This is a genomic window from Delftia sp. WSY_10, from assembly GCF_043104705.1.
Classification (GTDB): domain Bacteria; phylum Pseudomonadota; class Gammaproteobacteria; order Burkholderiales; family Burkholderiaceae_C; genus Comamonas; species Comamonas tsuruhatensis.
This window is the reverse complement of sequence record NZ_JBICKY010000058.1, coordinates 1-22,910: the sequence shown is the minus strand read 5'-3', so window position 1 is coordinate 22,910 and position 22,910 is coordinate 1. Positions and strand designations below refer to the sequence as shown.

At 67.3% G+C, this 22,910-nt stretch carries 15 protein-coding genes; 11 read left to right on the top strand and 4 right to left on the bottom strand.

Going from position 1 to position 22,910, the window contains the following annotated elements:
* Positions 1 to 34: 34 nt before the first annotated feature.
* Positions 35 to 1,165: a hybrid sensor histidine kinase/response regulator gene (locus ACF8ML_RS28315; protein ID WP_016446968.1), complete on the top strand. Its 1,131-nt coding sequence runs from the start codon at positions 35 to 37 to the stop codon at positions 1,163 to 1,165.
* Positions 1,166 to 1,210: 45 nt separating this feature from the next.
* Here ACF8ML_RS28315 and ACF8ML_RS28310 read toward each other — a convergent pair whose 3' ends face one another.
* The 4 genes from ACF8ML_RS28310 to ACF8ML_RS28295 all read right to left on the bottom strand — a co-directional run bounded on the left by ACF8ML_RS28310 (position 1,211) and on the right by ACF8ML_RS28295 (position 6,390).
* Positions 1,211 to 1,582 carry a response regulator gene (locus ACF8ML_RS28310; RefSeq protein ID WP_016446967.1) on the bottom strand — a complete coding sequence of 124 codons (372 nt, stop codon included), beginning with the start codon at positions 1,580 to 1,582 and terminating at the stop codon, positions 1,211 to 1,213.
* A gap of 185 nt (positions 1,583 to 1,767) precedes the next feature.
* On the bottom strand, positions 1,768 to 2,577 hold the full coding sequence (locus tag ACF8ML_RS28305) for a metallophosphoesterase (protein ID WP_016453389.1): 810 nt from the start codon (positions 2,575 to 2,577) through the stop codon (positions 1,768 to 1,770).
* 27 nt (positions 2,578 to 2,604) lie between these two features.
* The gene (locus ACF8ML_RS28300; RefSeq protein WP_047328080.1) at positions 2,605 to 3,609 is read right to left on the bottom strand and encodes a diacylglycerol kinase family protein; all 1,005 of its coding nucleotides are present in this window, start codon (positions 3,607 to 3,609) and stop codon (positions 2,605 to 2,607) included.
* Positions 3,610 to 3,732: 123 nt separating this feature from the next.
* A complete protein-coding gene (locus ACF8ML_RS28295; RefSeq protein WP_047328081.1) occupies positions 3,733 to 6,390 on the bottom strand; it encodes an EAL domain-containing protein in 2,658 nt (885 codons plus the stop codon).
* Between the two features lie 441 nt (positions 6,391 to 6,831).
* On the opposite strand from ACF8ML_RS28295, the gene ACF8ML_RS28290 reads away from it, so the two are divergent.
* From ACF8ML_RS28290 to ligA, 10 genes are all read left to right on the top strand, one after another.
* Positions 6,832 to 7,302 (top strand): YjfI family protein, encoded by a 471-nt coding sequence (locus tag ACF8ML_RS28290; RefSeq protein WP_227469518.1) that lies wholly within the window; start codon positions 6,832 to 6,834, stop codon positions 7,300 to 7,302.
* A 40-nt stretch (positions 7,303 to 7,342) separates the two neighbouring features.
* Positions 7,343 to 8,053, top strand: a complete 711-nt coding sequence (locus ACF8ML_RS28285) for a PspA/IM30 family protein (RefSeq protein ID WP_016446962.1) — start codon at positions 7,343 to 7,345, stop codon at positions 8,051 to 8,053.
* Positions 8,054 to 8,128: 75 nt separating this feature from the next.
* The gene (locus tag ACF8ML_RS28280; protein WP_017405589.1) at positions 8,129 to 8,797 is read left to right on the top strand and encodes a hypothetical protein; all 669 of its coding nucleotides are present in this window, start codon (positions 8,129 to 8,131) and stop codon (positions 8,795 to 8,797) included.
* 131 nt (positions 8,798 to 8,928) lie between these two features.
* Positions 8,929 to 11,004 (top strand): hypothetical protein, encoded by a 2,076-nt coding sequence (locus tag ACF8ML_RS28275; RefSeq protein ID WP_046240080.1) that lies wholly within the window; start codon positions 8,929 to 8,931, stop codon positions 11,002 to 11,004.
* 166 nt (positions 11,005 to 11,170) lie between these two features.
* Complete coding sequence (locus tag ACF8ML_RS28270) at positions 11,171 to 16,717, top strand: DNA repair ATPase (RefSeq protein ID WP_235434700.1); 5,547 nt, start codon at positions 11,171 to 11,173, stop codon at positions 16,715 to 16,717.
* Positions 16,718 to 16,957: 240 nt separating this feature from the next.
* Positions 16,958 to 17,602, top strand: coding sequence for an aldehyde dehydrogenase iron-sulfur subunit PaoA (gene paoA / locus ACF8ML_RS28265; protein WP_047328083.1), 645 nt, complete (start codon positions 16,958 to 16,960; stop codon positions 17,600 to 17,602).
* Positions 17,599 to 18,549 carry a xanthine dehydrogenase family protein subunit M gene (locus tag ACF8ML_RS28260; protein ID WP_047328084.1) on the top strand — a complete coding sequence of 317 codons (951 nt, stop codon included), beginning with the start codon at positions 17,599 to 17,601 and terminating at the stop codon, positions 18,547 to 18,549. The genes paoA and ACF8ML_RS28260 overlap by 4 nt, the downstream gene beginning before the upstream one ends.
* Positions 18,550 to 18,553: 4 nt before the next feature.
* Positions 18,554 to 20,806, top strand: coding sequence for an aldehyde oxidoreductase molybdenum-binding subunit PaoC (gene paoC, locus ACF8ML_RS28255; protein ID WP_047328085.1), 2,253 nt, complete (start codon positions 18,554 to 18,556; stop codon positions 20,804 to 20,806).
* Positions 20,807 to 21,097: 291 nt separating this feature from the next.
* Positions 21,098 to 22,438 (top strand): MFS transporter, encoded by a 1,341-nt coding sequence (locus ACF8ML_RS28250; protein ID WP_047328086.1) that lies wholly within the window; start codon positions 21,098 to 21,100, stop codon positions 22,436 to 22,438.
* Positions 22,439 to 22,514: 76 nt separating this feature from the next.
* The coding region (gene ligA, locus ACF8ML_RS28245) for a protocatechuate 4,5-dioxygenase subunit alpha (RefSeq protein ID WP_392408577.1) at positions 22,515 to 22,910 on the top strand (396 nt) is incomplete at its 3' end.

The window sequence follows — 22,910 nt, the reverse complement described above, 5'->3', positions numbered from 1 at the left end:
CGCCCCCACAAGACTAAATACCGAGAGAGAATCCATGCCCCATACAGATCGCGTCAAATGCTTGATCGTCGATGACATCGCCGAGAACCTGATCGCCATCGAGGCGCTGCTGCAACGCGACGGCATCGAATTCCTCAAGGCCCAGTCCGGCCCCGAGGCGCTGGAGCTGCTGCTCAACCACAGCGACGTGGCCCTGGCCCTGCTGGATGTGCAGATGCCCGAGATGAACGGTTTCGAGCTGGCCGAGCTGATCCGCGGCAGCGAGCGCACGCGCCATATCCCGCTCATCTTCATGACGGCCGGCTCGCGCGAGCACAACTGGCAGTTCCGTGGCTATGAGAGCGGCGCCGTGGACTTCCTGTACAAGCCCATCGATCCCCACATGCTGACCACCAAGGCCAATGTGTTCTTCGAGCTGCACCAGCGCAAGCAGGCACTGGCCCATCAACTGCAGGAACGCACCGAGGCGCTGCGCATCAACGAGATGTTCATGGCCGTGCTCAGCCACGACCTGCGCACGCCGCTGCAATCCATCAAGGCCGCCGCCACGTTGCTCACGCGCCAGCCCGATACGGGCAAGGTGGCCAGCATGGCCGAGCGCATGCTCAGCAGCAGCCAGCGCATGTCGCGCATGATCGAGGACCTGCTGGACGTCACCCGCATCCGCCAGGCGGAAGGCCTGCCGCTGTCACCGCGGCCTACCAGCTTGCAAGCGCTGCTGCAGCGCACGCTGCAGGAAGTGGAGACGGGTTTTCCGCAGCGGCGCCTGGACAGCGAAATGCTGGGCAATCTCGATGGCACCTGGGATGGCGAACGCCTGTGCCAGGTGCTCACCAATCTGGTGGGCAACGCCATGCACCATGGCGATCCGGCGCAGCCTGTGCAGGTGACGGCCGATGGCAGGCAGGACCATTGCGTGGTCATCACGGTGCGCAACGGCGGCACCATTCCTGCGGAGCTGATGCCCACCCTGTTCAACCCGTTTCGCGGAGGAGAGCGCAAGCCGGGCCAGCACCAGGGCCTGGGCCTGGGGCTTTTCATCGCGCACCAGATCGTGCGTTCGCACAACGGGCGCATCGATGTGCACTCCGCCGATGGCGTGACCAGCTTCAGGGTGGAGTTGCCGCGCGAGATGGCAGCGGGAGGCTCCAAGGCCGTGCTGTGACGGCGGGAGCCGATGGACCGGCAGGCCGGTCTCGGAAAAATGGGCTCAGTGGACGGGCCTGGTGTGCAGCGCTTCCTGTATGGAGTCCAGCAGCGTTTCCAGGTCCTCGATTTCGAAGGGCTTGAGCAAGGTCCGCACCTGGGGACCCCAGGCGGCCGGGTAGGGCCCCAGGTCGTAGCCGGAGCACAGGATGATCCAGCGCTGCGCATCGGCCTGCAGCAGCTGCCGCGCCAGATCGGTGCCGGACAGGCCCGGCAGACTGACATCGGAGACCACCACGTCGAAAGGCTGGCCCGCATCCAGTTCCAGGGCCTGCTCGGCAGTGGCGCAACTGGTCACGAAACGGGATTCGCTCTCCATCAGCAGGCCAATGGTTTCTCGCAGGTCGGCATTGTCTTCAACGTACAGGATTCGCATATCTCTTTGTTGCAGTGCGTCATGCTGCTATCAAAAAGGCAGCATGGACGAGGGCTGATCATCCACACCCGCCGCCCTCCATCACGTAGGACAGCATGCAAACTTGGTCGACGGTTGCCTTCTGTGCGTGCCAGGCGATGGATTGTGCAATACAAAGGCAAGTCCCACGAACGGCCTGTGCGATCTCAAGTCCGGGCAGTGGGCAGGGGATCCAGCACATGCCTTTGCACGGGCAGGAATTCACCGGCCTGCCGCGAATAGTCCCAGCGCGTGAGCTGCCGGCGCCAGTCCTGGCCTGTGGCGCCATCCCGATGCTCCAGGGTGAACAGGCTGTTGGGCGCATGGGCGCGCAGCCGCACCGAGACCGCGGTGCCCGCCTGCGCTGCCCACAGCCCGGGCAGGGGCTGGACCAGGCCGGGGTCATGCCCATGGCCCGAGAGCACCAGTTGCGCTCCGGCATCGCGCCAGCGGGCCAGGGCCTGCGCGGCGCGGTGAGGACGGTGGCTGCGGTCCTCTTCGTGGGCCGCAGCCAGCGGGTGGTGGCTGACGACGATGCGCCAGTCGGCGGGGCTGGCCTGCTCCAGGCGCTGCGCCACGTGCAGGATCTGCCCGGCCGACAGGCTGCCGCGCTGGTGGCGCCACCAGCGTGTGGTGTCCACGCCGATCACGCAAAAGCCTGGCACGGCGCACCAGGGCTGCAGTTCGGAATCGATCCAGCGCACATAGCGGTCGTGGGCGTGGCCACCCAGCCGTTCCCACCAGGCGAGCAGCGGCAGGTCGTGGTTGCCGGGCACCACCAGTCGCCGGGGCACGGAAAGGCTGTCGAGAAACTCCCGCGCCTGGGCAAATTGCGCAGCCGTGGCGCGCTGGGTCAGGTCGCCGGAGACCACCAGCAGCGTTACCGGCAGCCGGGCCGCCAGTCTGGCCACGGCGGCGCACACGGCCTGATCGTGGGCGCCGAAATGCAGGTCCGACAAATGCATGAGCAAGGCCATGGGCGCTCCTTGTTCCTCATTCGGCGGTCAGGAGGAGGCGGGCTCTGCCGGGGCAGGCACCACCAGCCACAGCGGCTTCTCGCCCAGGCGAAAGCGGATGGGCGGCGCCATCCATTCGCGTTCGCCATCGAAGGCTACCTTCATGCGGCGAGGACGCCGTCCTGCAGGCTCCGCCACCAGCTCGGTACAGGCCAGGCTGGCGACGGCATCGTCCTGGGCCAGCCGTCCCATTACCGCATTCCAGACCACGCGCGCCGGGGCCTCGCTGGCCTGGGGCAGCAGCAGCACGGCGGCCAGATGACGGCCATCGGCCACGGCGCGGGCCTCGTCAATCCCCACGCGCTCCAGCTGCAGCGGGTTGTTGCCGACGAACAGGGTGGTGGCCAGGTGCTCCTGCTGCTGCAACGGCGCATCCCGGTCGGGGCGCAGGGCCACGCGCCAGCGGCGCACGCTGCCGCCGCGCAGGATGCTCCAGATGGAGGCGGCTATGGCCACCAGCCGGGTGCGGCCGAAACGGGTGGACGCGCGTTCGCGTTCGTCTAGCAGGCGGGGGTACAGGCCCAGGCTGGCGTTCACCAGGAAAAGCCGTTCGTTGACCAGGCCCACGTTCACGGCCCGCATCTGGCCGGCCTGCAGCGCCAGGAGAATGTCCTGCACGGCCTGGGCCGGCTCCAGTGACAGCGCCTGCTCGCGGGCGAAGTAGTTGAAGGTGCCCAGCGGTACCACGCCCATGGGCACGCCACGCGACCAGGCAGCCGAGGCCACGGCATTGATGGTGCCGTCACCGCCGGCGGCCACGACCAGGCCGCCGTCCCTGCGGGCACTGTCCACGGCGCTGGCGGCCAACTGCACGATGTCGGCCCTTGCGCCCGGCACATGCCAATGCACGCTGCGCTGCTGCAGCGCCGGCACGCCGGTCAGGCGGGCGCGCAGCTGCTCCAGGTCGGCGCCGGGGCGCAGCGGCACGATCAGGTGGATGGGGCCGGCGGGATCAAGCCTGGGCGGCTGGTTGTCGCAAGATGAGGGCGTCATGGAAGGAAGCGGGCTGGAACAGGCGCCGATTGTTCCGTGGATGGCACCTGCCGGTGCACCGGATCATGCAAGCGGTGCGCGTCAGCCAAAGCCGACAGTCTGCGGGCTGCTGACTGTACCGGCTCACTCGCGCCAGGGGGCGCGGTAGTCCAGCATTTGCGCCAGCGGCACGGGCCGCTCGAACAGATAGCCCTGCGCATGCTCGCAGCCGAGCTCGTGCAGCAGCTGCGCCTGGGCCTGTTCTTCCACACCTTCGGCGACCACCTTGACGCCAAAGCCCTGGGCAATGCGCAGCACGGCGGTCACGATGGCCTTGTCGGACTCGGAAGCCGGCAGCTGGCCCACAAAGCTCTGGTCGATCTTGATGCAGTCAAAGCGCAGGCGGCTCAGGTAGGCCAGGGACGAGTAGCCGGTGCCGAAGTCGTCGATGGCGATCTTCACGCCCAGCGCGCGGATGGCGGCAATGCGCTGCAGCGTGGCGTCGCTGTCGTCCAGCAGCATGGACTCCGTCAGCTCCAGGGTCAGCACCCGGGCGGGCAGGCCGCTGGTGGCCAGCGCCTGCTCCAGCGTGCAGGCGAAGTCGGACTGGATCAGCTCGCGTGCCGACATGTTGACGTGCAGCTCGAAGTCGGCCGGCAGGTGTGCAAGGTGCAGGGCAATATCGTGCGCCGCCGTGCGCAGCACCCATTCGCCGACGCTCAGGATCAGGTCCGACTCCTCGGCCACCGGGATGAACACGCCCGGCGGCACCCTGCCGCGCGTCGGGCTTTCCCAGCGCACCAGGGCCTCGGCACCCACCATGCGGCCCGTGGCCAGATCCACCACGGGCTGGTAGAAAACGCGCAGTTCGTTGCGCTCCAGCGCCTGGCGCAATTCCATGGCCAATTGGGTGCGGCCCAGCATTTTCTGCGCCAGGCCTGGCTCGAACAGCACAAAGGGCTGCGCTGCGCCAGCATTGCGCTGCGCCTCGCCCAGCGCAATGCTGGCGTTGCGCAGCCACTCGGGCAGCGCGCCCGGCAGCAGCTCGCCGCTGACGGCACCCGCGCAGGCGCGCAGCACGATGTCGTCCTTGCCCACGGAAAATGGCTGGTCGAAGATCTCCAGCAGATGGCGGCATTTGTCCTGTACCTGCAGCGGCGTGCAGTCGTGCAGCCACAGCACGGCGAATTCATTGCTGGCCGTGCGCGCCAGCAGGGCCGGAAATTGCAGATGGTGGTTGCGCAGCCGCTCGGCCACGGCCCGCAGCAACTGCTCGCCCGTGCCATGGCCCACATCGTCGCGCACGCTGCGGAAGTTCTGCAGCTCCAGCAGGCACAGCGCGGCAGGGACGGGCGCGCCGGCGTTGGCGGCCGCGTCGGCCTGCTCGATCAGGCCGGCGCGCGTGAGCAGCTGCGTCAGGCTGTCGTACTGCAGCAGGGTGCGCATGTGCTCGAAGGATTCCTGCAGCCGCTGCGCCATGTTGTGGAATGCCGAGACCAGGGACGAGGTTTCCACCACGGACGTGTCCGGCAGCGCCTTCACCGCGCTCCAGTCACCCTGGGCCAGGCGGTTGGCCGCGTCGGCCGCCACGGCCAGGGGGCGCAGCGCCCTGCGCAGGCACCACAGGCCCAGCGCCAGCCCCAGCAAAGCCAGGCCGACAGCCAGGAAAAGGGTCTGGCGGCTGTCCTCCCGCATGCTGCTGACCAGATCGGACTCGGGCTGCAGCACCAGGATCCGCCAGTCGATGCCGCGCACATCGTGGAAGGGGGTGACCTGCCCGTGGTAGATCTGGCCCTGCTCCGTGAAGCTCAGGTTGATGACACGGTCAGGGCCTGTCCGGGCTGGCGTCGAGCCCTCGCGCGCATGCCCGGGCAGGTGCTCGGGAAGCCGGGCTGCCAGCGAGCGCAGCGCCAGGTCGGGGCTTTCGGACAGGCGCAGGCGCACGGGCGGGTCATAGGGGCCTTCGCGGCGTTTCAGCACCGACAGCTCGGAGGAGTGCGCCACCATGTAGCCCTGCGCATCGACCACGGCGATATGGCCATTGCCGCGCAGGGGCTCGTCGCGCAGAAAGCGGTTCATGCTGCTCAGCCGCACATCGGCGGCCAGCACGCCGGCCAACTGGCCGGACACACGCACCGCAGTGGCTGCGGAAATCGTGGCATCACCCCGGTCCCCCGTCACCGTGTAGATGGGCGACCAGTGCGGGCCGTCTTCGCGAATGGCGGGCTGGTACCAGGGACGCACGCGGGGGTCGTAGCCGGCAAGGCTGGATATGGGCGGGCCCGGCTGCAGTCCCTCGAAAATCTGCAAGGTTCCCTGGGTGCTGCGGTCCTGAAGAATCAGGCGGTAGTGGCCATCGGGCTCCAGCCGCACCCCCGTGTATTCGCCTTGCACGCCTCCAAAGCTCAACAGGCTGATCTGGTGGTGCTGGGCATAGAGCTCGGTGAATGAGCGTGTCAGATAGCCATAGATGGGCCGCAGGTCTCCGGGGGTGTAAAGCGCCTGCCGGGCCACGGTCTCGGCCAGGGCCTGCTGCACGCGCAGCGGAGTCTCCAGATAGTCGGCCAATTGGTGGCGCGTGGTGGTGGACAGGGAGTCGAGCAGCCGCAGACTTTCGCGATTGATGAGCTGGTCCACCTGGCGCTGCTGCCAAGCCGCCAATAGCCCGGCCGTGACCACAAACACCGCAATGAAGGGGGCCGTGACTGCCGTGCGAAGTGAGAGCCGAAAGGCGGGCATGCAGAGGTTTCCGTAGCGTGCGCCGGGCAGCCAAGGGCCGGGTCTGCCTGCGACAGCGGCCATTGTGCAGTGCCTCGGCAGCCTTTCGCGGCAGCGGTCGCCCCCTGTGCAGGAGCTCTCCTGTGGGTGATAGTAAAAATTGTCGATAAATGATTTTCAGTAGAAAAAATAAATAATGAACGGTCATTTGCAGCAACGCAAAGGCATGGTCAGTGCGTCTGCAATGCCTTCCATTGCGGCACTCCTTTTACATATCCGTTTACAAATTGATCTTCATTACATGTAGACATCACATGTAATGGTCGCTATGGTATCCGCATGGAACAAAAGACATCAGCCCACTACCAGCGTCTGCACCGGCAACGGCTGCGCGAGCAGGGGCTGGTGAAAAAGGAGGTCTGGATTCTTCCAGAGTACGGTGCTGCATTGCAGCAATTGGAAAAGCAAATGCGCGTGTCCGGCTTGCAACCGGATTCAATGGTTCTCATCCACAAGGAGGGCAGCATGGACAACAGCAGACAGGCATATCGGGATATTCACGCCTTGGCGGGCGATCTGCAGCAATCAACGCTGGTGCAGGGCGGCCGGCTCCATATCGAGGTGCTTGAAGGCGCGGACGCCAGTCTGCTCATCAGCCTGCCCGAATTCGGCGATCTGCCGGTCCACGTGGCCCTGTCGGGCGACCAGCTGGTGGTGGAGGCCTTTCTCTGGCCCGCCGACCAGGTGCACGACCGCGCCGGCCTCAACGAGCAGATGCTGCGCCTGCAAAAGCTGTTTCCCTTCACTACCATGGCGCTGGAACCCCAGGCCCATGGCGGCGAGGGCTATGTGATGTTCGCCGCCCTGCATGCCAGCAGCAGCGAGGGCGACATCATTTCCGAAATCCTCACCCTGGCCGACAGCGTCATCCAGGCCACCGAGGCGCTGGCCCACTATCTGACCCCTGCGCCGGTGCCCGCGCCAGTGCAGGCCTGAAGCCTGCCCGTTGAAGACACTGAGCCCCAAGGAGATCATCATGACCATCTGGAACAAGCTGGTGACCGCGTTGCGCGGCGCAGCGCACGAGGCCGGCGAGGCGGTGACCGACAGCCAGGCCCTGCGCATCCTGGACCAGGAAATCCGCGATGCCGACAGCGACCTGAACAAGTCCAAGGAAGCGCTGGCCGACATCATGGCCAAGCAAAAGCTGGCGGCCGGCAAGCTCAAGCAGACCCAGGAACGCATTGCCGAGTACGAGGGCTATGCCGTCAAGGCGCTGGACACCAGTGACGAGGCGCTGGCGCTGGAAGTGGCCGGCAAGGTCTCCGTGCTGGAGACGCAGCGCGACGAGGAGCAATCCCAGCTGGACGCCTACACGCAAAGCGTGGAGCAGCTGCGCGTGGCCATACAGACGGCGCAAACGCATATCAAGCGTCTCAAGCAGCAGGCCGACACCGTCAAGGCCACGGAAAGCGTGCAGCGCGCCCAGGCCACGGTGGCCGGCCGCTATGCAGGCTCGCAGACGCGCGTGCAAAGCGCGCTGGATTCGCTGGAACGCATCAAGCAAAAGCAGGCCGAGCGCGGTGCGCGCATGGAAAGCGCGGCCGAGCTGGCGCGCGACAGCAGCGAAGACGCGCTGGATGCCAAGCTGCGCGCCGCCGGCATCACGCCCCAGGCGGGCAATGCGCAATCGGTACTGGAACGCCTGAAGGCGCAGCGCGCAGCCGCTGGCGGAAAAAGCGCTTGATGCGCGGCCGTGGTCCGGGCAGGCCGCGTCGTGCCCGCCGTCCTGGCTGCCGGGTTTGAAGGGAGGAGATAAAACATGTCTGCATTCCTGCAATACGCGTTCGGCTTTCCGACCTTCATCTTCGGCGCCTTGCTGCTGTTCATGCTGCTGTACTGGCTGATCGCCATGCTGGGCCTGCTGGAGGTGGACTCGCTGGACCACTGGGTGCTGTTCGACGGCAGCGACCATGCGCACGGCGTGGAGCACTCGGCCAGCGCGCTGGCCGGGCTGCTGCTCAAGGTGGGCCTGGGCGGCATTCCGCTCACGGTCATCCTCACCGTGCTGTTCCTGCTGTCCTGGCTGGCTTCCTATGTGCTGTGCCATTTCGTGCCCATGCCCCAGGGCTGGACCCTGGTGAACCTGCTGACCGGCACCTTGGTGGCCGTGGCGGCTGCCGTGCTGGGCTTTGCCGCCACGGTGCTGGTGCTGCGCCCGCTGCGGGGCATCGTCAACAAGGTGGCGCCTGCAGAGGAGCCCAAGGTGCTGCTGGGCCGCACCGGCCTGGTGCGCAGCGCCGTGGTGGACGGCACGCAGGGCTACGGCAGCGTGGAGGACGGCGGCGCCGGCCTGAACGTGCAGATGCGCTCGCCCGAGCGCGCACTGGGCCGGGGCACCGAGATCGTGCTCATCGAGCACCTGCCCGAGCACAACGCCTGGCGCGTGGTCAGCAAGGCCGAGTTCGACGGCACCGAGCTGCCGCGCTAGCTCCAGGAATTTCCAGGAATTCCTTCCTATTCGTTCCCATTGATTCCCATTGGCCCGGGCGCCCGTGCGGCGGGCGCGGCCTTTGCGTTTTTCAGCGTTTTCACAGATAGCAATTCACAGGGGAGATTCGCATGAACATGAGCAATATGGAGTGGTACATCGTCGCCGGGGTGGTGATCGGTTCCGTCTTCGTCGTCATCCTCGGGCTGTTCGCCCTGGTCAAGGCCTTCTACATCAAGGTCCCGCAGGGCACGGCGCTGATCATCAACGACACCACCTCGCAGCCCAAGGTCAAGTTCACGGGCGGCCTGGTGCTGCCGGTGATCCACAAGAAGGAATTCATGCAGATCTCGTTGCTGACGCTGGAGATCGACCGGCGCGGCAAGGAAGGCCTGATCTGCCGCGACAACATGCGCGCCGACATCACCGTGGCCTTCTACCTGCGGGTCAATGAAACGGCCGAGGACGTGCTCAAGGTGGCCAAGGCCATCGGCGTGGACCGGGCCTCGGACAAGACGGCCGTCAACGACCTGTTCAACGCCAAGTTCTCCGAGGCGCTCAAGACCGTGGGCAAGCAGATCGAGTTCGTGAAGCTGTTCGAGAACCGCCAGGATTTCCGCGACCAGATCATCCATGTCATCGGCAACGACCTCAACGGCTATGTGCTGGAGGACGTGGCCATCGACTACCTGGAGCAGACTCCCAAGTCCTCGCTGGACCCCAACAACATCCTGGATGCCGAAGGCATCCGCAAGATCACCGAGCTGACGGCCAACCAGAACATCGTCACCAACGAGCTCGAGCGCAACTCCGACCTGGCCATCACCAAGAAGAACGTGGAGACCAAGGAAGCCATGCTGGCGCTGGAGCGCCAGCAGGCCGACGCCGAGGCCCGCCAAAAGCGCGAGATCGCCACCATCCAGGCGCGCGAGCAGGCCGAGACCCAGAAGGTGCAGGAAGAAGAGCGCCTGAAGGCCGAGCAGGCCCGCATCCAGACCCAGGAGCAGCTGGACATCCGCGAGGAAAATCGCCAGCGCGAAGTGGCCGTGGCCCAGCAAAACCGTGAGCGTGCGGTGGTGATCGAGGTCGAGAAGGTCACGCGCGCCAAGGAGCTGGAGATCGTGGCCCGCCAGCGCGAGGTGGAGCTGCAGCGCATCGAGAAGGAAAAGGCCATCGAGGTCGAGAAGGCCAACATCGCCAATGTGGTGCGCGAGCGCGTGGTGGTGGAAAAGTCCGTGGCCCAGGAAGAGGAACGCATCAAGGAAGTGCGCGTGGTCTCCGAGGCCGAGCGCATGAAGCAGGTCACCGTGCTGACTGCCCAGGCCCAGGCCGAGGAAGACCTGGTGCGCCAGGTCAAGAAGGCGGAGGCCGAAGAGGCCGCCTCGCGCCACAAGGCCGTGGAAGTCACGACCATGGCCCAGGCCGAGCTGGAGGCGGCCAGCAAGACCGCCGAGGCCAAGAAGAAGCTGGCCGAGGCCATCGAGGTCGAGCGCGCCGCGCCCGGCCTGGCCGATGCCAAGGTGCGCGAAGTCACGGCCGCCGCCCTGGAAAAGGAAGGCCTGGCGCAGGCCAGGGTGATCGCCGAGAAGATGATGGCCGAGGCCAAGGGCCAGCAGGAAAAGGGCCTGGCCGAGGCGCGCGTCATCGAGGCCACGGCCGACGCCAACGAAAAGCAGGGCCTGGCCGATGCCAAGGTGCTGGAAGAACGCCTGCTGGCCCAGGCGCGCGGCGAGGCCCAGGTGGGCGCGACCAAGGCCTTGGTCACCCGCGACGTGGGCACGTCCGAGGCCGATGTGCTGCGCGACAAGCTCTTCGCCGAGGCCAAGGGCCTGACCGAGAAGTTCACCGCGCTGGCCTCGCTGTCCGACCAGGCGCGCTCGCATGAGGAGTTCCGCATGCAGTTGGAAAAGAATTTCGAGCAGGCGCTGGCCGCTATCGAAGCCAACAAGAGCGTGGCCAAGGACCAGTCCGAGGTGCTGTCGGCCGCGCTCAGCAAGGCCAACATCGACATCGTGGGGGGCGAGGGCGCCTTCTTCGACAACTTCGCCAAGGCGCTGTCCGTGGGCAAGGCCGTGGAAGGCGTGGCGGGCAAGAGCCCCATCGTGCAGGACCTGATCGGCAAGTTCCTCAGCGGCAAGGGCGGCGCATCGCTGCTCAACGCGCTGGGCGACGGCAAGGGCCTGCCGCCCACGCAGAGGGTCGACTGAACGGTCGATTCAACGGCCGACTGAACGGGGCGGCCGCCCGGCCGCTCCCTCCGCCGGCTGCCCAGCCTCCCGCATCCGCCTTCGTCTTCGCCTGCCTGCCCGCCCGTCTGCCGGCCGGCGGGGAAAGGCGTGAATGCTCCCTGACACGCGAAAGCCCGTGACGCCCATGTCCCAACCGTCCCCATCGTCCACACCGTCCTCACCGCCCCTCTCCCCCGACACTGCCGCCTCCGCCGTGGACCAGGCAGTCGCCAGCGGCGGCTCCTACGAAGTGCTGGCCAAGCGCCTGGACGGCCAGGGGCAGGCGCTGGAGGCGCTGGTGCGCCAGCTCAACGAGGAGCGGCTGGAGGAATTCGGCCGCAGCCAGATGGAAGTCATCGGGCGCATGCGCGTGCGCACCGAAAACAACTGCCTGGGCCGCGACATCGCCCAGGTCGGCGGCTACCTGCTGTTCGGCTACAACGTCTTCATGGGCCTGAAGCAGTCCACGCGCGTGGAAGACGTGTTCGGCCTGTATCGCCTGCACGAGGGAGAGCAGGGCTACGAGGTCACTCCCGTGGACCTCAAGGACAGTTTCCTGGGCATACAGAGCTTCGTGCAGGACTTCCAGGAGCTGTACGCCTACTACAAGAACACGCGGCTGATGCAGCTGGCCGTGCGCGACGGCAAGCTGCTGGCGAGCTTCCAGATCGGCGAGCGCCTGTCCGATGTGCGCGTGTTCCGCTGGTCCGTGCCCGTGGACGGCCAGCCCATACGCTACATAGACAACCGCGGCGAGCGCGACATCGAACTGCCTGCGCCCCATGACTTCGAATGGCAGCGCGCCGGGCGCGAGCAACTCGTGCAGGGGCGACACCCGCACATCAACGTGCTGGACAAGGTCTTCGTCGAGACCCTGGGCGGCACGCTGACCATCAAGGTCGAGAACAACACCAACGACGGACTGGGCATCTACAGCGAGCCCGTGCAGGAGAAGAGCCAGTCGCTGGACGACGCCGTGTTCGAGTACGCCGCCGTCGGCAGCCTGATCCTGCTGAAGATCCTGCCCTACCGCGAAGAGCAGTGGCGCTACCTGATCTTCAACACCGTCTCCCGCCAGGTGCTGCGCATGGATGCCATCGGCGCGGCCTGCATCCAGCTGCCGCAGGACCACGGCATCATCTTCCCGGGCGGCTACTACCTGCAAAGCGGGGAGAACCGCTCGTTCGAGCAGAACATGCAGGGCATGCGCTACCGGCGCAGCATCCGATCGCCCAACGGCGAGGACGTGCTCTACGTGTTCTACGAGCCCGAGAGCGGGCGCATGGCGCTGTTCAAGTACAACCTGATCGAGCGCGCCCTGCAGCCGCCCATCATCGGCCACGGCCATGCGCGCATGGACGACGGGCGCATCGTCATCTTCGCGGCCGAGAGCAACGAAGCCTCGCGCGTGCACCCCATGCAGGTCTGGCGCACGCCCTTCGCCTCGGACGACTACGCGGCGCGCCAGCCGCAGCGCGACAGCTTCCTGGGCCGCATCGGCAATGCCGAGCTGGTCAGCGGCATCTCGGACCTGTACAGCGTGCGCAAGGAAATCGCGGCCACCGAGGTCTCGCTGCCGCGCTACGAGCGCCTGATCGACGCCGCGCGCCGCCTGTTCGAGCGCTACCACTGGCTGGGCGCGCCGCAGCTCAAGGGGATGCACGAGACCCTGCTGGGCATCGTCGCCACGGGTGATGCGGTCATCGACGAGTACGAAAAGGTCGAGAGCATCCGCAATGCCTCGGCCAAGGCCATGGGCGAGGTGTCCGGCCGCCATGGCCGGTTGCTCAAGCAGTTGCGCGTGGCGGACTGGAAGGGCATTGGCGAATACGTGGATGCGCTCACCCAGCTGGGCCAGCTGCGCGGCCAGCTCATGGCCACGCGCGACCTGCGCTATGTGGACCAGGCCGCCATCGACACCATGGTGCAGGGCGTCAACGAGGCCCAGGCCGATGTCTCCCAGCGCACGGCCGCCTTCATTGCCACCGACGAGGCCATGCAGCCCTATGCCGAGCAGCTGCAGGCGCTGGACCAGGCTGCGCAGGCGGCAGCCACGGTGGCGCAGATCAACGAGCCGCTGGCGCGCATGGCCGACATGGCGGCCGCGCTGGACATGCTGTCCGAGCTGATGGGCAGCCTGTCCATCGACGACGCCACGCAGCGCACCCAGGTGGTGGACCGCATCTCGGCCGTCTATGCGCGCCTGAACCAGGTGCGTGCACGCGCCGAGCAGCGCAGGTCGGGCCTGGGCGGCGCCGAGAACGTGGCCCAGTTCGCGGCCCAGCTGGCGCTGTTCTCGCAAAGCATCGTCAGCGCCCTGGGCCTGGCGCAGACGCCCGAGAAATGCGACGAGCAGCTGGCGCGCCTGCTGGTGCAGCTGGAGGAAATCGAAAGCCGCTTCGGCGAGCACGAGCAGTTCCTTGGCGACATCATGGCCAAGCGCGAGGAAGTGCTGGAGAGCTTCGAGGCGCGCCGCCAGTCGCTGCAGGACGAGCGCCAGCGCAAGGCGCAAGGCGTGCTGGACGCGGCCCTGCGCATCGTGCAGAGCCTGCCCAAGCGCACCGAGAAACTGGCCAGTGCCGACGCGCTGCATGCTTTCTTTGCAGGCGATCCGCTGATCGGCAAGCTCAAGGAGCTGTCCCAGCGCCTGCGAGAGCAGCTGCACGACCCGGTCAAGGCCGACGATATCGACGGCCGCGTCAAGAACCTGCGCGACCAGGCGTTTCGCGCGCTGCAGGACCGCAGCGAGCTGTACGAAGGCGGCGGCGCCATCATCCGCCTGGGCCGCCACCGCTTCAGCGTGGGCAACCAGGAACTGGACCTGACCCTGCTGCCGCGCAACGGCGCATTGTTCCTGCACCTGGTCGGCACCGAGTATTTCGAGCCCGTGGACAATCCCGAGCTGGCCGCTTTGCAGGCCTACTGGGATGCCTCCACGCCGGCCGAATCGGCAGACTTCTATCGCGGTGAATACCTGGCCCTGGAAGTGGTGCAGGCCGCACGCCAGCGCCGCGACGGCTGGAGCGAGGCCCGGCTGGCCCAGTTGCTGCCCGACGAGGCGGCGCTGACCCAGGCCATCCGCGAATTCTCCGCGCCGCGCTACCGCGAAGGCTATGAGCGCGGTATCCACGACCATGATGCGGCCCGCATCCTGCAGGTGCTGCTGCCCCTGCGCGATGCCGCCGGCGTGCTGCGCTTTGCGCCCGACGCCCGTGCGCTGGCCCTGCTGTTCTGGAGCGCACAGGCCCAGGTGCAGCAGCCGCAGCTGGCTGCCGCCATGGCGCAGTGGCCGCTGCGCGCCCAGCAGGCCCAGGCCATGCAGCAGATGTTCGGCAGCGAGGCCGAGCAGCTGAGCCTGCGCGCCGACATTGCCGAGCGCCTGCGCGCCTATGCCGACGAGCGGGGCCTGCTGCGCGACCTGCTGCCAGGACAGGCGGCGCCCGCAGACAGCGATATCGACAGCCTCATCCACGGCGCCGCCGACTACCTGCAGGCCGAGCTGGCGCAAAAGGCCGTGCGCTTTTCCTTCTCCAGCTACAGCCAGTCGGCCATTGCCGCACTGCAGGCCGCCGTGCAGCAGCAGGCCCAGCCGCTGCAGCGCTGGGAGGAAATGCAGGCCTACTGGCAGGGCGAGGATCGGCACGACAAGCCTTTGGCGCCGCTGGACCAGCGCTGGCGCAGCGCTCTGCACTGGCTGCAGACCGCCTGCCGCGCGCTGGACGACGGGCAAGGGCAGGCCTGGCTGGCCTATTGCGGCGAAGCCGCCGCCTGGCTGTGCTGCGCCGGCCCACTGCCCTGCAAGGTCAGCAATGTGGACCTGCGCCATGAAGTGCCGGGCCTGCTGGGCCAGCATCCGCGCATTGCGGACGGCCGCATGTGGCTGCAGATCGACGACCTGTGCCAGCGCGCCGCGCGCCATTTCCGCAGCTTTGTCCCCGAATTCGGCCGCTACCAGGCGCTGCGCCAGCAGCTGCTGCAGGACTGGCGCTCGCGCGTGCGGGTGGACGAATTCAAGGCCCGGCCGCTGTCGTCCTTTGTGCGCAACCGGCTCATCAACGAGATCTACCTGCCCGTGATCGGCGACAACCTGGCCAAGCAGATCGGCGTGGCTGGCGAGAACAAGCGCACCGACCAGATGGGGCTGCTGATGATGATCTCGCCGCCCGGCTACGGCAAGACCACGCTGATGGAGTACGTGGCCAACCGCCTGGGCCTGATCTTCATGAAGATCAACGGCCCGGCGCTGGGCCACTCCGTGCGCTCGCTGGACCCGGCCCAGGCGCCGGACGCCACGGCGGCCAAGGAGCTGGAAAAGCTCAACCTGGCGCTGGAGATGGCCAACAACGTGATGCTGTACATCGACGACATACAGCACACGCACCCCGAGTTCCTGCAGAAATTCATCTCGCTGTCGGACGGCACGCGCCGCATCGAGGGCGTGTGGAAGGGCCAGACCCGCACCCACGACATGCGCGGCAAGCGCTTTTGCGTGGTCATGTCGGGCAATCCGTACACCGAGTCGGGCGAGGTCTTCAAGATCCCCGACATGCTGGCCAACCGTGCCGACATCTACAACCTGGGCGATGTGCTGGGCGGCATGCAGGAGGTGTTCAAGCTCAGCTATATCGAAAACAGCATGACCTCGAACGCCGTGCTGGCGCCGATGGCCACGCGCAGCCTGCAGGACCTGTACCTGCTGCTGGACAAGGCGCAGGGCAGGGATGTCTCGGGCAATGCGCTGTCGCACGACTATTCATCGGCCGAACTGCGCGAGATCGAGGCCGTGCTGGCCCGCATGGTGCAGGTGCGCGAGCTGGTGTTCAAGGTCAACCAGCAGTACATCCAGAGCGCCGCGCAGGACGACGGCTACCGCACCGAGCCGGCCTTCCGGCTGCAGGGCAGCTACCGCAACATGAACAAGCTGGCCGAAAAAATCACCCCGGTGATGAACGACCAGGAAATGCAGCAGATGCTGGCCGACCACTACCAGGGCGAAGCGCAGATGCTGACCACGGGCGCCGAGGAGAACCTGCTCAAGCTCGCCGAGCTGCGCGGGCAGATGAGCGACGAGGACAGCGCCCGCTGGCAGCAGATACGCCAGCAGTTCCTGCGCCGCCAGGCCGCAGGCGGCGCCAATGCCGACGCCGCCACGCGCGTGACGGCGCAGCTGGTCGACCTGGTCGCCGCCACGCGCGAGGTGGCCCAGTCGGTGGCCCAGCCCCAGCAGCAGGCGATGCAGGAAGGCGCCGCCGAACAGTCCCAGCTCCTGCAAGCGCTGCAGGCACTGCTGGCCCGGCTGCTGCAGACGCAAAGCGCCGCAGGCGACTCGCTGCACGGCATACGCGAGCTGATGGCGCAAAGGGCGGCCAGCGAGCCCGCCAGCACCCAGGCCGGCACCCCGTCGGAGGTGCAGGCCGCCCAGGACCGTCAGGCCCTGGTTCACATGCTGGGCCAACTGCTGACCCGGTCGCTGGCCCAGTCCCTGGAGCCCGTGGTCACGCACCTGGACCAGGCCCGCCGACAGCAGCTGGGCTTGCACCGCGTGCTGATGCAGGTGGCCACGCGCATGCAGGAGCAGATCGACGCCCAGCGCGCGGGCCGTCCCGTGCCGGCTGCGGGCGCCATACGCTCCGAGGAAATCGACAAGGCCTTCGAGCGCATGCAGCGCGGCGACGTGCCGCCTGCGGCCTAGGCGCAGCGCCGGGGCCGGGGCAGGGCCCATCGGCAAAGGCTGGGGCGCCTTGCTGGCGCTGCCTTTGCATGGGCCGGGGGCCCTCGCACGTCTGCATGCGCTGATCCGTCATCGGACAACCCGATGTCCCGGACGTTGGACCATCACCTACAACCCGGGGCGCGTCCCGAACCGATGCTTGGAGTGGCGTGTCCGCAGCAGTGTGCACGCCCCACGAAGAGCCAACACGATGGACGCCCCATGGAACACAACACCCAGCTTTCCGTTTCGCGCAGGGACCTGCTGATTGCAGGTGCCTCCACGGCTGCGGCAACGGCCGTGCCTCGATCGGCCGGCGCGCAAGTGCAGCCTCCCTCCATCCCCGAAGGGGTCCAACTGCCCGTCACCCTGCAGGTGAACGGCCAGGAACACCGCCTGGACCTGGACACCCGCACCACGCTGCTCGACGCCCTGCGCGAGCACCTGCACCTGACCGGCACCAAGAAAGGCTGCGACCATGGCCAGTGCGGGGCCTGCACGGTGCTGGTCAATGGCCGGCGGGTGGTGTCCTGCCTGAGCCTGGCCGTGATGAACCAGGGCGCCGCCGTGACCACCATCGAAGGCCTGGGCACACCGCAATCCCCGCACGCCATGCAGGCCGCCTTCGTGCGGCATGACGGATTCCAGTGCGGCTACTGCACGCCGGGGCAGATCTGCTCTGCCGTGGGCATGCTCGACGAGATCCGGCAAGGCATGCCCAGCCATGCCAGCGAAGACATCGTGGCCCAGCCCCTGGTGTCGGCCCATGAACTGCGTGAACGCATGAGCGGCAACCTGTGCCGCTGCGGGGCGTATTCCAACATCGTCGATGCCATCGCCGAAGTGGCGGGGGAGGGCAGGACATGATTGCCTTCACCTACGAACGCGCCCAGTCCCCCGCGCAGGCTGCCGCCGCCGTGGCGGCCCGGCCGGGCGCCCGCTTCATCGCCGGGGGCACGAATCTGCTGGACCTGATGAAGCTGCAGATAGAAACCCCCGTGCATCTGGTCGATGTCAACGGCACCGGCATGGATACCGTGGAGCCCACCGCGCAGGGCGGGCTGCGCATAGGCGCGCTGGTGCGCAACAGCGACCTGGCCGCCCATGCGCGCGTGCGGCGTGACTACGGCGTGCTGACCCGCGCCCTGGTGGCCGGCGCCTCTGGCCAATTGCGCAATATGGCGACCACGGGCGGCAATCTGCTGCAGCGCACGCGCTGCCCGTATTTCTACGACACCAATATGCCGTGCAACAAGCGTGTGCCGGGCAGCGGCTGTTCGGCCTTTGCCGGCGTGAGCCGCCAGCATGCGGTGATCGGCGGCAGCGAGGCCTGCATTGCCACCCACCCCAGCGACATGGCCGTGGCGCTGCGCGCGCTGGACGCCACGGTGGAAACCGTCCAGGCCGACGGCAAGGCCCGCGTCATCCCCATTGCCGACTTCCACCGGCTGCCCGGCAGCACGCCGCAGGTAGAGACGGCCTTGCAGGCCGGCGAACTGATCACCTCCGTCACCCTGCCGCCGCCGCCGGGCGGCACGCACATCTATCACAAGGTACGCGACCGGGCTTCCTATGCGTTTGCGCTGGTGTCGGTGGCCGCCATCGTGCAGCGCGACGGCAGCGGGCGCGTGGCCCTGGGCGGCGTGGCGCACAAGCCGTGGCGTCTGGAGGCTGCCGAAGCGTTGATGCCGCAGGGCGCCAAGGCCGTCACCGACCGCCTGCTGGCAGGCGCCCGGCCCACGCACGACAACGCCTTCAAACTCACGCTGGCCGAGCGCACGCTTGCCTCCGTGCTGGACCAGGCCAGGAACTGACGCCATGAAATTCGACACCCCCGCAACGGTCAACCCCATTGACCAGCTCAAGATCATCGGCCAGCCGATGAACCGCATCGACGGCCTGCTCAAGACCACCGGCACGGCGCCGTATGCCTATGAGCGGCATGACGTGGTCCAGCACCCGGCCTATGGCTATGTGGTGGGCTCGGCCATTGCCAAGGGCCGCATCCGCAGCATCGGGCTGGCGCAGGCAAGCCGCGCGCCCGGCGTGCTGGCCATCGTCACCGCACAGACCGCTGGCAAGCTGGGCCAGGGCAAGATGAACACCGCGCCGCTGCTGGCAGGCCCCCAGGTGGCCCACTACCACCAGGCCGTGGCCCTGGTGGTGGCGGAAACCTTCGAGCAGGCGCGCGCTGCCGCGCAATTGGTCCGTGTGGACTACGAGCCCGTGGCTGGCGCCTATGACTTGGCCAAGGCCAGGGACTCCGCCGTGCCACCCGACAGCATCAATGGCGATGCGCCGGACACGGCCATTGGCGATTTCGAAGGCGCCTTCGCCTCTGCCCCCGTGAAGGTGGACGCCACATACACCACGCCAGACCAGTCGCACGCCATGATGGAGCCCCATGCCACGCTGGCCGCATGGAAGGGCGACCAGCTCACGGTATGGACCTCGAACCAGATGATTGCCTGGGGGCAGGGCGAGCTGGCAAAGACGCTGGGCATTCCCAAGGACAAGGTGCGCCTGGTCTCGCCATTCATCGGCGGCGGTTTTGGCGGCAAGCTGTTCCTGCGGGCCGATGCACTGCTGGCCGCGCTGGGGGCGCGCGCGGCAGGCCGGCCCGTCAAGGTCGCACTGCAGCGCCCGCTGATGGCCAACAACACCACGCACCGCCCGGCCACCATCCAGCGTGTGCGCATCGCGGCAGGGCAGGACGGAAAAATCACCGCCATCGGCCACGAAAGCTGGTCGGGCGACCAGCCCGGAGGATCGGCGGACGGTGCCGTGGACCAGACCCGCCGCATGTATGCCGGCACCCATCGCATGACCGCCACGCGCCTGGCCGTGCTGGACTTGCCCGAGGCCAATGCCATGCGCGCCCCCGGCGAAGCCACGGGGCACATGGCCCTGGAAGTTGCCATGGACGAGCTGGCGGAAAAGCTCGGCATCGATCCCGTGGAGCTGCGCATCCGCAACGACACCCAGGTGGTGCCGGACAGCGGCAAGAAGCCGCAACCCGAGGCGAAGGAGGGCACCCCTGCCCAGGAGCACAAGCCGTTTTCCCGCCGTGAGTTCGTGCAGTGCCTGCGCACGGGCGCCGAGCGCTTCGGATGGAGCCAGCGCAATCCCCAGCCGGCCCAACGGCGCGAAGGGCGCTGGCTGATCGGCCTGGGCATGGCCGGCGCCTACCGTGGCGCGCCTGTCATGAAGTCCGCCGCCCGCGTGCGCCTGGACAGGCAGGGCATGCTCACCGTGGAAACCGACATGACCGACATCGGCACGGGCAGCTACACCATCATTGCCCAGACGGCGGCCGAGATGCTGGGCCTGCCGCTGCAGCAGGTGCGCGTGCGGCTGGGCGACTCCGGCTTTCCCGTGTCTGCCGGCTCGGGCGGGCAATGGGGCGCGGCCAGTGCCACCTCCGGCGTCTATGCCGCCTGCGTGAAGCTGCGCGAGGCCGTGGCGCGCAAGCTGGGCATGGACCCGGGGACGGCCGAATTCGCGGATGGGCATGTGCAGGCGGGCGGCAAGCGCCGGGCTCTGGCCAGCGCTGCCGGCGACGGCGACCTGACGGCCGAGGATGCCATCGAATTCGGCGTGCTCGACAAGAAGATGCAGCAGTCCACCTTTGGCGCGCACTTCGTGGAGGTCGCCGTGGACGCCTTCACTGCAGAGGTCCGCGTGCGGCGCATGCTGGCCGTTTGCGCGGCCGGCCGCATCCTCAATCCCAAGACGGCCCGCAGCCAGGTCATCGGCGCCATGACCATGGGCGTGGGCGCGGCCCTGATGGAGGAGCTGGCCGTGGACACGCGCCTGGGCTTGTTCGTCAACCACGACCTGGCGGGCTATGAGGTGCCCGTGCATGCCGACATCCCGCACCAGGAAGTGATCTTTCTGGACGAGGTCGATCCCATGGCCTCGCCCATGAAGGCCAAGGGCGTGGGCGAGCTGGGCATCTGCGGCGTGAGCGCAGCCATTGCCAACGCCATCTACAACGCCACCGGCGTGCGCGTGCGCGACTACCCGATCACGCTGGACAAGCTGCTGGCAGGACTGGGGAGGCTGGCATGAGAGGGCACTGCACCTGAGGCAGCCCGCTCAGGCCCTGGATTCTTGATGAACGAAGGCCGGTCACCTCTGGGTGGCCGGCCTTTTTGCATGTAGCCATCAATAGAACGCATAGCTTGCGCGTGCGTAGGCATTGGCCTGGAGAGGCTGGCGTGGAGATACTTTTTGCACTGGGAAATGTCGGCGCTGTGCGCTCCGAACGCAGGCCACCCCCAGTTTCCCCACAACAGAACCTGGCCTGGGTGCAAAGCGCCTGCCAGGGCAAAGAGACAACCTGCTCCGACAAGGACTTGTATGAAAGATATCCGCAAGACGATGGACGAGGGCGCCATGGCGCCGTTCCAGTGGCTGGCCGTGGCCATCTGCATCCTGCTCATCATGCTGGACGGCTTCGATGTGCTGGTGATGGCCTTCACCGCCTCGGCCGTCGCTGCCGAGTGGAAGCTCAACGGGGCGCAGCTGGGCGTGCTGTTCAGTGCCGGGCTGATCGGCATGGCCATAGGCTCGCTGTTTCTGGCGCCCGTGGCCGACCGCCGTGGCCGGCAACCCGTCATCGTGCTGTGCCTGGTCGTGGTGTCCGTGGGCATGCTGCTTTCTGCCGCAGCGCGCAGCTATGTGGAACTGGCGGCCCTGCGCGCCATGACGGGCGTGGGCATTGGCGGCATGCTGGCCAGCGTGGGGGTGATCACCTCGGAGTATTCATCGAACAAATGGCGCAGCACGGCGATTGCGCTGCAGGCCACGGGTTATCCGATTGGCGCCACGCTGGGCGGGCTCATGGCCGCCTGGCTGCTGGCACACCATGGCTGGCGCTCGGTCTTTGTGTTCGGCGGCCTGGCCACGGCGCTGATGGTGCCCATCGTGCTGTGGCGGCTGCCGGAGTCGGTGGACTTTCTGTTGGGCCGCCGCCCGGCACGTGCGCTGGAAAAGCTCAACCGGCTGATGGCGCTGATGGGCCATCCTGCCTTGCTGCAGCTGCCTGCACAGGCCGGCGGCGAATTCCGGCAGGGCAACACCGTGGCTGCCCTGTTCAGGAACGGCCTGGCGCGCCCCACGCTGATGCTCTGGGCCGGCTTCTTCCTGCTGATGTTCAGCGTCTATTTTTCGCTGAGCTGGACGCCCAAGCTGCTGGTGCAGGCCGGCCTGTCGGCACAGCAGGGCGTGACGGGCGGCGTGCTGCTCAACCTGGGAGGCATTGCCGGCGGCAGCCTGTTCGGCCTGCTGGCGGTGAAGGCCAAGCTGCGGCATCTGGCCATGGGCAGCCTGCTGCTGAATGCCTTGTTCACTGCGCTGTTCGGCCTGGCCTCGGCCAGCCTGGGCTGGGCGTTCGCCGCAGCGGTAGGCGTGGGCGTGTTCCTGTTCGCCTCCATGGCCGGGCTGTACGGGCTGGTGCCGGCCACCTATCCGGCCCAGGTGCGCGCCACCGGCATGGGCTGGGCCATAGGCATTGGGCGCATAGGCGCCATCGTGGCGCCCACCATGGCCGGCCTGCTGCTGGACGGTGGCTGGCAGCCTGCCTCGCTGTACTACGTCTTTGCCTTGCCGCTGATTGCCGCGGGGCTGGCCGTGTGGGCCACTGGCGCCGGCCGCACCCTGGCGCCGATGGGTGGCGCGCTGCGAGCGCCTGGTGCTTGATCCTTGAACCCCTATCCGTGAGCACGCGCCCGAGCGCCCGAGCGCCCAAGCGCTCAAGCGCAGGAGAAACACTTCCATGGCATTGGACAAACCCTATCTCGACGTACCGGGAACCACGGTCTTCGACGCCGAGCAATCCCGCCAGGGCTACTGGCTCAACCAGTTCTGCATGTCGCTGATGAAGGCCGAGAACCGCGAGCGCTTTCGGGCTGACGAGCGCGCCTATCTGGGCGAATGGGCCATGACGGCCGAGCAAAGACAGGCCGTGCTGGACCGCGACCTGAACCGCTGCATTGCGCTGGGCGGAAACATCTACTTCCTCGTGAAGATCGGCGCCACCGACGGCGTCAGCGTGCAGAACATGGTCTCGACCATGAGTGGCATGAACGAGGAGGACTACCGCCAGATGATGCTGGGCGGCGGACGCAGCATCAATGGAAACCGCTACCTGCATGAGCAGGAAAGACAGGAA

Excerpts from the sequence above, each read along its gene's own strand:
- ACF8ML_RS28315 (WP_016446968.1), top strand. The coding sequence starts at position 35 with ATGCCCCATACAGATCGCGTCAAATGCTTGATCGTCGATGACATCGCC.
- ACF8ML_RS28310 (WP_016446967.1), bottom strand. The coding sequence starts at position 1,582 with ATGCGAATCCTGTACGTTGAAGACAATGCCGACCTGCGAGAAACCATT.
- ACF8ML_RS28305 (WP_016453389.1), bottom strand. The coding sequence starts at position 2,577 with ATGGCCTTGCTCATGCATTTGTCGGACCTGCATTTCGGCGCCCACGAT.
- ACF8ML_RS28300 (WP_047328080.1), bottom strand. The coding sequence starts at position 3,609 with ATGACGCCCTCATCTTGCGACAACCAGCCGCCCAGGCTTGATCCCGCC.
- ACF8ML_RS28295 (WP_047328081.1), bottom strand. The coding sequence starts at position 6,390 with ATGGCCGCTGTCGCAGGCAGACCCGGCCCTTGGCTGCCCGGCGCACGC.
- ACF8ML_RS28290 (WP_227469518.1), top strand. The coding sequence starts at position 6,832 with ATGGACAACAGCAGACAGGCATATCGGGATATTCACGCCTTGGCGGGC.
- ACF8ML_RS28285 (WP_016446962.1), top strand. The coding sequence starts at position 7,343 with ATGACCATCTGGAACAAGCTGGTGACCGCGTTGCGCGGCGCAGCGCAC.
- ACF8ML_RS28280 (WP_017405589.1), top strand. The coding sequence starts at position 8,129 with ATGTCTGCATTCCTGCAATACGCGTTCGGCTTTCCGACCTTCATCTTC.
- ACF8ML_RS28275 (WP_046240080.1), top strand. The coding sequence starts at position 8,929 with ATGAACATGAGCAATATGGAGTGGTACATCGTCGCCGGGGTGGTGATC.
- ACF8ML_RS28270 (WP_235434700.1), top strand. The coding sequence starts at position 11,171 with ATGTCCCAACCGTCCCCATCGTCCACACCGTCCTCACCGCCCCTCTCC.
- paoA (WP_047328083.1), top strand. The coding sequence starts at position 16,958 with ATGGAACACAACACCCAGCTTTCCGTTTCGCGCAGGGACCTGCTGATT.
- ACF8ML_RS28260 (WP_047328084.1), top strand. The coding sequence starts at position 17,599 with ATGATTGCCTTCACCTACGAACGCGCCCAGTCCCCCGCGCAGGCTGCC.
- paoC (WP_047328085.1), top strand. The coding sequence starts at position 18,554 with ATGAAATTCGACACCCCCGCAACGGTCAACCCCATTGACCAGCTCAAG.
- ACF8ML_RS28250 (WP_047328086.1), top strand. The coding sequence starts at position 21,098 with ATGAAAGATATCCGCAAGACGATGGACGAGGGCGCCATGGCGCCGTTC.